An 11,430-nucleotide genomic window follows, 5' to 3' on the forward strand; every position below is an offset into this window, starting at 1 on the left:
GACCCCCTGATCATTCGATGACGATCGATCGGTTGGGCCAGTCTGGAATCGTTTTCAGGATGTTGTCAAGGCGGCTTCAGTTGGCGCTGTGTTTGCCGCTCGGTCAGCTGTTTCCGCCTGCGAGAACCGGCCCGCAGCGTGCGCTGGCGGGCCGGTCAGTTGCGGGCGTCTGTCGTGCGAGTCGGTCAGTCGGCGGCTTTCGCGTGCAGGCCGTTCAGCAGGGCGGCCGGTGTGCGGGGGTCGTCGAGTGTCACCGCGAACCGGCGGCCGTCGTGCAGGTTCACCACCAGCCCGGGCCCGCCGCGCAGGACCAGTGCGCTGCGACCCGGCATCACCCGGTACCCCCAGCCGCCCCACTCCATCGGGTTGATCTCGGCGGCCTCCGCGCTGACGATGTCCGCCAGCGCGACATGCTTGACCGTCACCCCGACGCCGGTGACCACGCGCAGCCCACGCCGGTCCGCGGTGACCCGCACCCGGCCGAGCGCGAACGCCAGCACCAGCGGCACCGGCACCACGAACCACAGCCCGGGCGCGCCGAGCACCGCACCGGCGGTGAGCGCGGCGGCGGCCAGCAGCGTCGAACCGATCAGCAACGGCGATCGCAGCGTGGTGCTGAACGCGGCCCGCTCGGTCGGCGCCAGCAGCAGCGCGTCAACCGGCGGCTCGGCGGGCACGTCGATCCGCGGCGCCTTCCCCAGGATCAGCCACACGACGAGGGCCCACGCCATACCGAGGAACAGGTAGGCGAATCGCCAGCCCAGCCGCGGGTCGACCGGATCAGCGAGAGTCGCGGTGGCGGTGGACACCCAGACTCCGGCCGACCCACCGGCAACCGCGCCGGCACCGACCAGCAGCCCGCGCCCGACCGCAATCCGCCGCACATCCCGCGCCGGATCCCCGTCCTGTCCCGCGACGCCCGCCGACCCCGGGTTGCCGCCCGAGCCCGCGTTCTGCGCCGGGTCGCCGCCCTGTGCCGGCTGGCTTGCGTGGCGGGTTGCCGTCGCGGCCATGGCGGCGGCGATCAGACCGGCCACGCCGGCCAGGACGCCGATGATCAGCATCGTCGTCCAGAATCCGGTCGTCGAGCTGAACCCGTCTGCCGGGCCCGAGCCGCTCCAATGGGTGGCGATCCGGGCTGGCAGTTCGTCCCGCCAGATCCCGGTCACGGCCGTCACCACCACCGGCAGCCAGATCACCGCCGCAGCAGCCTGCAGTCTTCTCACGGTCGCGCCTCCTTCGCCACTATCTCCACCATCTCCGTCTCGCCGAGCCCCTGCCGCCGCGCCTCCCGCACGAACTGCCGGGCCAGCTCGGCCAGCCGCAACCGGGCGCCGTCCGCGTCCCCGCGCACGACCGCCCCGCGGCCCCGGCGCAGCTCGATCAGCTCCTCGTCGCGCAACTGCCCATACGCCCTCAGCACCGTGTGCAGATTGACGTCGAGAACCTCGGCCAACTCCCGGGCGGCGGGCAGGCGCTCCCCGGCGCTCAGCTCACCGCGCATGATCCCGCCACGCACCTGAGCAGCGATCTGATCAGCAAGCGGTTCACTGGCCGCTACGTCTACGCGGAACAACATGTTTGCATTCTACTATAACAACTAGCTTCACGGCAGGGTCGTCAGCCGGGGTAAGGGCACACGCAACGCCATCGTGTGCTCTCGTCCCTGCTTGGGCGGGGATGGGAGCACGCGAGTCGCTTCGGTGTGGCCTCGTCCGGGTCGGCACCCGCTTCGGTGTGCTGCTGTCTCGCTCGGAAGGCGGCCCGACGGCTACGGATCGCGCTCAGGCGATGCGAGCCGTAGCCGTCGCAGGTCAAGCGGCTTGATCACCGGCTTGAGCTACGGCTCGGGCGGGATGGCTGACGGGCGAGCGGGCAGGCGAGTGGGTGAGCGCACGGGCGGGCGCACGGCGGGCGCACGGGCGGTGCGCGGGAGCGGGCTGGCGGGCGCCCGGATGGGGGACCCGGGGGTGGCGGTCATTGCGCGGGACGCTCCCGCCCGTACCCTGTTGGAAATGAAAATCGCATTCACTGGGAAGGGTGGCAGCGGCAAGAGCACCCTCGCCGCCCTCTTCGTCGGATACCTGCGGGCCTCCGGGCACCGCGTCCTGGCGGTCGACGCCGACGTCAACGTTCATCTGGCCGCGCTGCTCGGGGTCACGACAACGGCCGGCGCCGCGCTGTCGCACCCGGACAACGTGCGCCGCGTCCGCACCCACCTGCTCGGCGACAACCCGCGCGTGGACGGCGTCGAGCACTTCGTCGCCACCACCCCGCCCGGCCCAGGATCGAACCTGGTCACGCTCGACGCCGCCGACCCTGTCCTGGCCGGGCACGCCACCCGGCTCGACGACGGCACGCACGTCCTGCACGTCGGCACCTATGAGCCGCAGGACATCGGCTCCGGCTGCTATCACGGGCACCTGGCGATCCTGGAGAACCTGCTCTCCCACCTCAGCCTCGACGCCGGCGACTGGGTGGTGTGCGACATGGTGGCCGGCACGGATGCTTTCGCCAACTCCCTGCACGCCCAGTTCGACGTGATCGTGGTGGTGGCCGAGCCGACCCCGGAGTCGGTGTCGGTGGCCCGGCGCTACCGGGAGCTGGCCGCGGCCGCCGGTGTGGCCGACCTGCTGGCCGTGGTCGGCAACAAGGTCGCCGACGGTACGGATCGGGAGTACCTCACGCGGGAGCTGGGCGGCGAGCCGCTCACCGTGCTGACGACTCAGGCGGGTCTGCGGCGGGCACGTCAGCGCGGGGTGCCGCCGCGGGTCCAGGATCTCGACGACGTGACGCCGCTCGCGGTGATCGCGGAGCATGCCGGAGGCCGGGAGATGCCGGGGGAGAGGCGGGACGCTCTGATGCGTACCCTCCATCTGCGGCTGGCGCGGAAAGGCTGGGTGCGCGCCGCCCACGGTGACGTCAGCACGCAGCTGGCGGAGGTTTGACACGATCATCGGGTGACGACGGTCTGGCGGGTGGCGCGGGTTCTGCTCCTGGTCCTGTGGCTGATCGGCGCCGGGCTGACGTGGTGGAGCTCGCCGGCAAGCTCGACCGGCCCCCGGCCGGCGATCTGATCTCCTGGCGCGGCCGGCTCCAGGGGATCAGCATCGTGCTGGCCCTGACCGGCGCGGTCCTGGTGATCGCCGGACCGGCGCCGGTGCGCGGGACCCGCTGGTACTGGTGGTGGATGCTGCTGTTCGTGCCCTACGGGCTGGGGCTGGTGCTCTGGCTGTTCCGGGACCGGCCGTGGGCGAACGCCGAGGAGACGTCCGCCGACCGTGACCGGGGGTGGTTCGGCCTGGTCACGGCCCTGTTGTCGAACTTCGCCGTCGCGATCGTGTTGTTCCTCGTCAGTCGCCTGTTCGAAGGCTAGAGGCCGTAGGTCTTGCCGATGATGTCCCGCTGGATCTCGCTGGTCCCGCCGTAGATCGTGGAGACCAGCGTGGAGCGGACGTGACGTTCCATGTCGTACTCGGTGGCGTACCCGTACCCGCCCATCATCTGCATCCCGGCGAGCGCCGTCTCCCGCGCCACCTCGGTGACCTTCAGCTTCACCATCGAGCTCTCCCGGGGCAGCACCTGCTGCGGGTTCCGGTCGACCAGCTCGGCGGTGCGGTGCACCAGCAGCCGGCAGCACTCGATCTCGGTGGCCAGGTCGGCGATCCGGTGCCGGAGCACCTGGAAGCTCCCGATCGGGCGGCCGAACTGCTTACGTTCCTTGATGTACGCCAGGGTGTCGTCGAACGCCCGCCGCGCGGTGCCCAGCATCAGACCCGCGAGGATGAGCCGTTCCACGTTGAGCCCGGCCATCAGCTGCCACCAGCCCTTGCCGGCCGTCCCGACCACGGCGTCGGCGGGCACCCGGCAATCGGTGAAGTAGAGGTCGTTGACCTCCTTGCCGCCCATCGTGTCGATGCCGCTGATCCGCAGGCCGGGCGTGTCCGCCGGCACCAGCAGCATGGTCAGCCCGTCGTGGTCGCCGGGGGCGCCGCCGGTCCGGGCGACGAGCAGGATGGCGTCGGCGAAGTGCGCGTTGGAGATCCAGGTCTTCTGCCCGTCGATCACGTAGCCGTCGTCGTCGGCGACCGCCCGGCAGGACAGGTTGGCGACGTCGGACCCGGCCTCCGGCTCGGACATGGCGATCGAGTACGACCGGCCGGTCGTGAACCCGCCGAGCACCGTCTTCTTCTGCTCCTCGGAGCCGGAGCGTTCGATCGCGGCGGCCACGATCGCGGAGACCGGGAAACCGCCGACGGGCAGCATCCCGTACCCGATCTGCTCGAGGAAGAGAACGGTGTCGCTCATGCTCTCGATGGCGCCCTCGATCCACCCCAGGTCGGCCATCTGCTGATAGATGCCCTGATGATGAGCGTGACGGCCGCCGTCGGTGAGCGCGTCGCGCTGCTCCCGGGTGCCTGCCTCCCTCTTGGCGAACTCGGCGACAGCCTCGGTGAAAGCGCGCTGCTCATAGGTTAGATCGATTGCCATCTCAACCCCTTATGTATATTCCCGCAGGTAGCACCGGGGGATTGACACCGAACGTAACATATCAAATATCAAATCTGCGGTCGGAGGCACGACGATGGCCACCCTGCGTTCCCTTTCCCCCGCGACAGCCGAGGTGCTGGGGGAGTACGACATAGCCGATGCCAAGACGGTCGACGCGGCCGTCGCCGAGGCCCGGATCGCCGCCGCGTGGTGGGCCGGGCTCGACCCCCACGGCCGCCGCGACCGGTTGCTCGCCTGGAAACGCGCGATCGCGGCCGGCTCCGACGAGCTGGCCGAGCTGATCCGCGCCGAGACCGGCAAACCGCTCGGCGACGCGCTGCTCGAGGTGATGCTCGCGGTCGAGCACCTGGACTGGGCGGCTCGCAACGCCGGCAAGGTGCTGCGCCGGCGCAAGGTGCCGAGCGGGCTGCTCTCCGCCGACCAGACCGCTGCCCTGGAGTACCGGCCGCTCGGCGTGATCGGCGTGATCGGCCCGTGGAACTATCCGGTCTACACCCCGCTCGGCTCGGTCTCCTACGCGCTCGCCGCCGGCAACGCGGTGGTCTTCAAGCCCAGCGAGCACACCCCGGGCGTGGGCGTCTGGCTCGCCGCAGCCTGGGCGCGGGCCGTGCCGGAGCACGCGGTGCTGCAGGTCGTGACGGGTGACGGGACGACCGGCGCGGCGCTCTGCGAGAGCGGCGTCGACAAGATCGCGTTCACCGGCTCGGCGGCCACCGCACGGCTGGTCATGGCCGCCTGCGCGCGGACGCTCACGCCGATCGTGGTCGAGGGCGGCGGCAAGGACGCGATGATCGTCGCCGCCGACGCGGATCTGGACGCGGCCGCCCGGTCAGCCGCCTTCGGTGGCTTCGGCAACGCCGGGCAGACCTGTGCCGGAGTCGAGCGGGTCTATGTGGAGCGTCCCGTCTACCAGGACTTCCTCAAGCGTCTGACCGCGATCACCGGGCAGATCAAGCAGGAGCAGGCGTACGGGCCGATGACCACCCCGGAGCAGCCGGAGATCGTGCGGGCGCACGTGACCGACGCGCTCGCCGCCGGTGGGCGCGCGGTGGTCGGCGGGGTCGAGTCGGTCCGCGAGCCCTACATCTCGCCGGTGCTGCTCGCCGAGGTGCCGGAGGAGAGCGCGGCGGTCACCGAGGAGACGTTCGGGCCGACGCTCGTGGTCAACCCGGTCGCCGACCTGGACGAGGCGATCCGGCTGACCAACAACTCGAAGTACGGCCTGGCCGCCTCGATCTTCTCGAAGGACCAGAAGCGTGCGGCCGGGCTGGCCCGCCGCCTGCGCACCGGCGCTGTCTCGATCAACTCGGTGCTCGGCTTCGCCGGTGTGCCGGCGTTGCCGTTCGGCGGGGTCGGCGACTCCGGGTTCGGCCGGATCCACGGCGCCGACGGTCTCCGCGAGTTCAGCCGGGCGCAGTCCGTGACGTGGCGCCGGTTCGCGCCGCTGATCGACCTGATGCGTCTCGACCGTGACCCGCACGCGCTCGACCGGGCCCGCAAGCTGTTCCGGTTCCGGCACGCCCGTAAGTAGGTGGCTATGCCCAGATGCCGAGCTCGTCGAGGTGCTTGACCAGCAGCTCGGCGCCGTCGGTGAAGTGCCGGGTCATCACGGCCCGGGCGGTCGCGGCGTCGTGCGCGCCGAACGCCGCGAGCAGAGCCTCGTGGTCGTCGCGCATGCCGTCACGCCAGGCCGGGTCGGCGGCGTAGAAGCGGGCCGGCGTGTACCGGGTCGCCACGTGCAGGAACCAGCTCAGCTTCCGGGCCTGCGCCACCAGGTTGATCGACCGGTGGAACTCGAACTCGAGCCGCTCGATGTCGCCGGTGCGGCGGGCCCGGGCGGCGCGGGCGAGCGCCCGATCCGCCAGCGTGATCTCGGTGAGCTGCGGTCCGGTGATCCGCTCGGCGACCCGGGCGGCCAGCTCGCCGGCGATGTTCCCCTGCAACTGGAACAGGTCGATCACGTCCTGTTTGGAGAGCGGGGAGACCACGTACCCTTTGCGGGGTTCGAGTTCGACCATGTCCTCGCCGCGCAGCGTCAGCAGGGCCTCGCGCACCGGGGTGATGCTGACGCCGAGCTGCGCGGCGACCTCTTCGAGCCGGATCCGAGCGCCGGGACGCAGGTCACCGGACATGATCCGGCCGCGCAGGGTGGCAGCGACCTCCTCGGACAATTGGGGCCGCTCAGCAGGAATCGCCACGGCATCACCATATCAAATATCAAATAAGGGGTGTGACATGTCGCGTCGCTACGAGAACGCACACCGTATCGCCGCGCTCGACCCGGAACGCGACCATCTGGAGATCTACCAGATATCGTCCGGCCTCGACTTCCCGTGGGACTACACCCGGGCGCTGGAATTCGCACTGTTCCGCACGTACTGCGTGCCGAGTATCTCCGCGCTGCTCGCCGCGACCGGGGAGTTCCGGGACCGGCCGCAGAAACGCTACGACGACACCGCCCTGCTGATGGCCGAAATGGCGGCGCACGGTTATGACTCGCCGCGCGGCAAGGAGTCGCTGAAAGTCGTCAACCGCGCGCACGGCCGCTATGCGATAAGCAACGACGACATGCTCTACGTGCTCTCCACCTTCATCTACGACCCGATCGACTGGCTCGACCGTTACGGCTGGCGTCCGCTGCACGACAACGAACGGCTCGCCGCGTTCCACTACTACTCCGAAGTCGGCAAGCGGATGGGCATCCGGGAGATCCCGCCGGCGTTCGATGCGTTCAAGGCGTTCAAAGCGGCGTACGAGGAGCAGCACTTCACGTACTCCGACACCAACCGGCAGATCGGCGAACACACCGTCGACCTGTTCGCCGGCTGGTTCCCGCCGGTGCTGCGCCCGGCCGCACGGGTCGGTGTCCGCAGCCTGCTCGACGACCGGATGCTGCGCGCGTTCGGATTCGAACCGGCGCCCCGCTGGCTCACGGCGGTGGCCGAGGCCAGCCTCCGGGCGAAAGCGGCAGGCGAGCGTTTCCTGCCGCCGCGCCGGGTCAGCAGGCTCGCCCATTCGCCGCGCAATCGCACCTACCCCGGATACCCGGACAGCGTGCGCATCTCCGAAATGGGGCCGCCGCCCACTCCGGCCGATTTCCCGGCCGAGCACCTGCGTCGTGGTTGACCGCCCGCGTGGCGATGAGCACCTCGCCGGAACCGCTGCTGAGCCGGGCGTTGAAGGAGGCCGCTCGGCGTGACCCGGGTCCGGGAGAGCACGACGACCCGTACCGGGAAAGGATTTTGATCGCCGCGGCCGAGCAGTTCCGCGCCCGCGGCATCCGGCGGTCCAGCATGGACGATGTGGCCCGGCGAGCCGGGATCTCCCGGATCACGGTGTACCGGCGGTTCGCCACCAAGACCGCCCTTGTCGAGGAATTGCTCCTCGGTGAGCTGCGGGATTACGTCGCCGAGTTCCGCCGGGTGGTGGCCGGGCAGGCCACCGGGGAGGGGCGGCTCGTCGAGGGCTTCGTGGCGTCGCTGCGGGCCGCGCGGGGCAATCGGCTGGTCGCCGGGCTGCTAGCCGCCGATCCGGAGGCGGTCGTCTCGATGCTGACCACCGGGGGCGGGCCGGTGCTCGGCGCGATCCGGGATTTCGTCGCCGGTCAGCTCGGTCACGACCAGCGGGACGGGCTGATCCCGGCGACCGTGGACACCCGATTGGTGGCGGAGGTGGTGGCGCGGCTCGCGCTGAGCTTCCTGATCACCCCGGACAGTCATGTCGATCTTGATGATGACGACCAGGTGCGGTGTTTCACCCGTACCGTGGTGGGGCCTTTGATCGTGGCTCCTCGCTAACTTCGCCCTCGGCTTGCGGTCTTGTTGTGCAGATGGCGCGTGAATTCCGATTAACTTAGTCCCAGATCTTGAGCACCGGTTTGATGGTGCGGCCGGCGACGGCGTCCTGGGCGGCGGTCTCGATCTCGGCGAACGGGTACTCAGTGACGATCTTCTCGAGGGGCAGCCGCATGGCGATCAGTTTCGGGATGAAGGCCGCCGGGTCGGCGTCGCCCTCGATCACGCCGCGGATCCGGATCCCGTTCGTCATCACCGTCATGATGTCGAACTCGGCGCTCCCACCCATGCCGACCAGCGCGAGCGTGCCCCGGCGGCGCAGCGCCGCGATCGCCTGCTGGATCACGCCGCTGCGCCCGGTCGTGTCGATCGCCTGGTGCGCGCCGCCGTTCGTGAGCGCCCGCAGCGCCTTGACCAGGTCCGGGGTGGCCGGATCGAGGGCCTCGGCGGCACCCAGATCCCGGGCCAGCTGCCGCCGGGCGGGGATCGGGTCGACCGCGACGACCGTGCCGCCCTGCGCCGCGGCCGCCATCACCGCGCTCAGGCCGACACCGCCCGCGCCGAAGATGACAAGCGTGTCGGCCGGACCGGTGTCCAGCACGTTGAGCACCGTGCCGGCCCCGGTCTGCACGCCACAGCCGAGCGGCGCGGCCAGGGCGGCCGGGAAGTCCGCCGGGATCTTGACGGTGTTGCTCTCGTGGGCGAGCGCGTACGTCGCGAAGCTGGACTGCCCGAAGAAGTCCCCGAACACCGGGCCGTGCTCCGACGTGATCGCGTCAGGCCGGCCGCCACGCGTGTTCAGATCACTGCGCCGGCAGTACGCCCGATGCCCGTCCCCGCACTCCGGGCATTCCCCGCAGCTGCGGAAACTCAGGCACACCTGATCACCCGGGACGACCGTGGCGACGTCGTCGCCGACCGCCTCGACGATACCGGCGCCCTCGTGCCCGAAGACCATCGGGAGCCGCTTCGGCGACCAGGCGCGCCGCATCGTCAGGTCGGTGTGGCAGATCCCGGCCGCGGTGATCCGGACCAGGATCTCGTCCGGGCGGGGCTTGTCGATGTCCACGTCGTGCAGGGTGAAGGGTCCGCCGGGGGTGGTGACCAGGGCGGCCGTGATCCTCATGCGGCTTCTTTCGTTTCGGCTTCTTTCGCCTCGGACTCTCTCGCTTCGGCCTCTTTCGTGAGGATGAAGTAGTAGTGCCTTCCGTCCTCGGACAGCACGCCCTTGCCGTTCATCACGCCGAGCAGGGTGTTCTCGTCGATCCGCTTGAAGTGGTCGAGGATGGGCCGCCGGTCGTAGATCATCGTGGCGGTCGGCTCCCCGCGGAACTCCACGGTCCAGAGGCTGGCGCCGCCGCGGGACCACTCCTGGTTGGCGTACCGGTTGCCCTCGTCGTCGAGGCAGACGATCGGGGTCACGTCGGTGAGCGAGGTGAACGTCTTGCCGTGCCAGCGGATCGTGGCGAGCTGCCCCTCGAACGGGTGGCCGCTGACGAACTCACTGCCCTGCCAGGAGCCGAGGATGTCCTCGGGCCGGACGGCCGGGAGCGCTGCCCAGAGCTGGTCCAGTTCGTCCGGGGTCGCCTTGCCGCCGTCGGCGCGGATCTCGGCGAAGCGGTCGCGTGGGTTCATTTCGATCGCCCTCCTCGTTGTTGCCAATCAGTAAACGGCATGAGTCAATGGGTCGGTCCCCAGATTGGGAGCGCTCCCAGACCTTCCCCTTTCCCCCGAAGGTGGATCATGAAAAAATCTCTGGCCGCCGCGGTGCTCGCGGCTCTCGCGTCGGTGCTGTTCTTCGTCGCACCGGCCTATGCGGCCACCGGCCTGCACATCAGTGGAACTGACATCGTCGAGGCGAACGGGCAGAAGTTCGTCATGCGCGGCGTCAACCACATGCACACCTGGTATGCGAATCAGACGAACTCGTTCGCCGACATCAAGGCGGCCGGTGCCAACACCGTGCGGGTCGTGTTGAGCGGTGGTCGATGGACGGCGAACAGCGCCGCCGACGTGCAGAACGTGATCAACCTGTGCAAGGCGAACAGGTTGATCTGCGTTCTGGAGAATCACGACACCACCGGGTACGGGGAGGACGCCGCCGCGTACACCCTGGATCAAGCCGTGGACTACTGGATCGGCTTGAAGAGCGTGCTGACCGGTCAAGAGGACTACGTCGTCATCAACATCGGCAACGAGCCGATCGGCAACACCAACCCGGGGCAGTGGACCGCCGCGACTGTCGACGCGGTCAAGAAGATGCGCAGCAACGGCTTCCAGCACCTGTTGATGGTCGACGCGCCGAACTGGGGCCAGGACTGGCAGTACACGATGCGGAACAACGCGCAGACGGTGCTTGACGCCGACGTCCAGCACAACTTGATTCTGTCGATACACATGTATGCGGTGTTCAACACGGCCGCGTCAATTGTTGACTATCTGAATACATTCAAGAACAACGGCTGGCCGCTGATAATCGGCGAGTTCGGCTGGCGTTTCGACTCGTCACAGGTCGACCACGAGACGCTGCTCGCCGAGGCGGCCGCCCGCGATCTCGGATATCTGGGCTGGTCCTGGGCCGGCAACACGGACCCGATCCTGGACATGGCGATCGGCTTTGACCCGGATCAACTGTCGACCTGGGGTGAGCGGATCTTCAACGGCCCGAACGGGATCAAGGCCACCGCCCGCGAGGCCTCGATCTTCGGCGGCGTGCAGCCGTCACCGTCGACCTCCTCGCCGTCGTCGTCTCCCTCGCCCTCGTCGCCGTCTCCTTCGCCCTCGTCCCCTTCGCCCTCGTCGCCTGGCGGTCAGGGGTGCACGGCCACCTACGCGATCACCGGACAGTGGTCGGGCGGTTTCCAGGGCGAGATCAAGGTGACCGCCGGCATCGCCGCGATCAACACCTGGACCGTCACCTGGTCCTTCGCCAACGGCCAGAAGGTCAGCAACGCCTGGAGCGCCGACGTGACATCCAGCGGTACGACCGTGACCGCACGCAACGCCGCCTGGAACGGCAAACTCGCCGCCGGTACCACCACGTCGTTCGGCTTCCTCGGCTCGTGGACCGGCAGCAACACCGTCCCGGCGGTCACCTGCGCCGCTGCCTGATCGCCCCGATCTT

12 protein-coding genes are annotated in these 11,430 nt (G+C 69.5%); 6 read left to right on the forward strand and 6 right to left on the reverse strand.

Translation table 11 applies throughout. The annotated features are described in order from the left end of the window. Window positions 1-185: 185 nt before the first annotated feature. Together AMIS_RS40415 and AMIS_RS11345 are read right to left on the reverse strand one after the other, a co-directional pair. Window positions 186-1,226, reverse strand: a complete 1,041-nt coding sequence (locus tag AMIS_RS40415) for a DUF1648 domain-containing protein (RefSeq protein WP_014442409.1) — start codon at window positions 1,224-1,226, stop codon at window positions 186-188. Next, window positions 1,223-1,579 carry a GntR family transcriptional regulator gene (locus AMIS_RS11345; RefSeq protein ID WP_014442410.1) on the reverse strand — a complete coding sequence of 119 codons (357 nt, stop codon included), beginning with the start codon at window positions 1,577-1,579 and terminating at the stop codon, window positions 1,223-1,225. Before AMIS_RS11345 ends, AMIS_RS40415 begins: the two co-directional genes overlap by 4 nt. A gap of 436 nt (window positions 1,580-2,015) precedes the next feature. On the opposite strand from AMIS_RS11345, the gene AMIS_RS11350 reads away from it, so the two are divergent. Both AMIS_RS11350 and AMIS_RS11355 read left to right on the forward strand, forming a co-directional pair. Then, window positions 2,016-2,948 (forward strand): ATP-binding protein, encoded by a 933-nt coding sequence (locus AMIS_RS11350; protein WP_014442411.1) that lies wholly within the window; start codon window positions 2,016-2,018, stop codon window positions 2,946-2,948. Window positions 2,949-3,004: 56 nt separating this feature from the next. Continuing rightward, window positions 3,005-3,376 carry a hypothetical protein gene (locus AMIS_RS11355; protein WP_014442412.1) on the forward strand — a complete coding sequence of 124 codons (372 nt, stop codon included), beginning with the start codon at window positions 3,005-3,007 and terminating at the stop codon, window positions 3,374-3,376. Here the strand turns inward: AMIS_RS11355 and AMIS_RS11360 are convergent. Beyond that, complete coding sequence (locus AMIS_RS11360; RefSeq protein WP_014442413.1) at window positions 3,373-4,491, reverse strand: acyl-CoA dehydrogenase family protein; 1,119 nt, start codon at window positions 4,489-4,491, stop codon at window positions 3,373-3,375. The genes AMIS_RS11355 and AMIS_RS11360 overlap by 4 nt on opposite strands. Window positions 4,492-4,585: 94 nt before the next feature. Between AMIS_RS11360 and AMIS_RS11365 the strand changes: the two genes are divergently transcribed. Continuing rightward, the gene (locus AMIS_RS11365) at window positions 4,586-6,043 is read left to right on the forward strand and encodes an aldehyde dehydrogenase family protein (RefSeq protein ID WP_014442414.1); all 1,458 of its coding nucleotides are present in this window, start codon (window positions 4,586-4,588) and stop codon (window positions 6,041-6,043) included. Between the two features lie 4 nt (window positions 6,044-6,047). Here the strand turns inward: AMIS_RS11365 and AMIS_RS11370 are convergent, their stop codons facing one another. Continuing rightward, on the reverse strand, window positions 6,048-6,710 hold the full coding sequence (locus AMIS_RS11370) for a GntR family transcriptional regulator (RefSeq protein ID WP_014442415.1): 663 nt from the start codon (window positions 6,708-6,710) through the stop codon (window positions 6,048-6,050). A 37-nt stretch (window positions 6,711-6,747) separates the two neighbouring features. Between AMIS_RS11370 and AMIS_RS11375 the strand changes: the two genes are divergently transcribed. Together AMIS_RS11375 and AMIS_RS11380 are read left to right on the forward strand one after the other, a co-directional pair. Further along, on the forward strand, window positions 6,748-7,638 hold the full coding sequence (locus AMIS_RS11375) for an oxygenase MpaB family protein (RefSeq protein ID WP_014442416.1): 891 nt from the start codon (window positions 6,748-6,750) through the stop codon (window positions 7,636-7,638). A gap of 14 nt (window positions 7,639-7,652) precedes the next feature. Continuing rightward, window positions 7,653-8,309 (forward strand): TetR/AcrR family transcriptional regulator, encoded by a 657-nt coding sequence (locus AMIS_RS11380; RefSeq protein WP_014442417.1) that lies wholly within the window; start codon window positions 7,653-7,655, stop codon window positions 8,307-8,309. A gap of 55 nt (window positions 8,310-8,364) precedes the next feature. Here the strand turns inward: AMIS_RS11380 and AMIS_RS11385 are convergent, their stop codons facing one another. Further along, entirely contained in the window at window positions 8,365-9,432 is a 1,068-nt protein-coding gene (locus AMIS_RS11385; RefSeq protein WP_014442418.1) for an NAD(P)-dependent alcohol dehydrogenase, read from the reverse strand. Next, a complete protein-coding gene (locus AMIS_RS11390) occupies window positions 9,429-9,941 on the reverse strand; it encodes a DUF4334 domain-containing protein (protein WP_014442419.1) in 513 nt (170 codons plus the stop codon). Before AMIS_RS11390 ends, AMIS_RS11385 begins: the two co-directional genes overlap by 4 nt. Before the next feature lie 108 nt (window positions 9,942-10,049). Between AMIS_RS11390 and AMIS_RS11395 the strand changes: the two genes are divergently transcribed. After that, entirely contained in the window at window positions 10,050-11,417 is a 1,368-nt protein-coding gene (locus tag AMIS_RS11395) for a cellulase family glycosylhydrolase (protein WP_014442420.1), read from the forward strand. Window positions 11,418-11,430: the final 13 nt, after the last annotated feature.

Source organism: Actinoplanes missouriensis 431 (genome assembly GCF_000284295.1).
GTDB classification, from domain to species: Bacteria; Actinomycetota; Actinomycetes; order Mycobacteriales; family Micromonosporaceae; genus Actinoplanes; species Actinoplanes missouriensis.

Excerpts from the sequence above, each read along its gene's own strand:
- AMIS_RS11345 (WP_014442410.1), bottom strand. The coding sequence starts at position 1,579 with ATGTTGTTCCGCGTAGACGTAGCGGCCAGTGAACCGCTTGCTGATCAG.
- AMIS_RS11350 (WP_014442411.1), top strand. The coding sequence starts at position 2,016 with ATGAAAATCGCATTCACTGGGAAGGGTGGCAGCGGCAAGAGCACCCTC.
- AMIS_RS11360 (WP_014442413.1), bottom strand. The coding sequence starts at position 4,491 with ATGGCAATCGATCTAACCTATGAGCAGCGCGCTTTCACCGAGGCTGTC.
- AMIS_RS11365 (WP_014442414.1), top strand. The coding sequence starts at position 4,586 with ATGGCCACCCTGCGTTCCCTTTCCCCCGCGACAGCCGAGGTGCTGGGG.
- AMIS_RS11375 (WP_014442416.1), top strand. The coding sequence starts at position 6,748 with ATGTCGCGTCGCTACGAGAACGCACACCGTATCGCCGCGCTCGACCCG.
- AMIS_RS11380 (WP_014442417.1), top strand. The coding sequence starts at position 7,653 with ATGAGCACCTCGCCGGAACCGCTGCTGAGCCGGGCGTTGAAGGAGGCC.
- AMIS_RS11385 (WP_014442418.1), bottom strand. The coding sequence starts at position 9,432 with ATGAGGATCACGGCCGCCCTGGTCACCACCCCCGGCGGACCCTTCACC.
- AMIS_RS11390 (WP_014442419.1), bottom strand. The coding sequence starts at position 9,941 with ATGAACCCACGCGACCGCTTCGCCGAGATCCGCGCCGACGGCGGCAAG.
- AMIS_RS11395 (WP_014442420.1), top strand. The coding sequence starts at position 10,050 with ATGAAAAAATCTCTGGCCGCCGCGGTGCTCGCGGCTCTCGCGTCGGTG.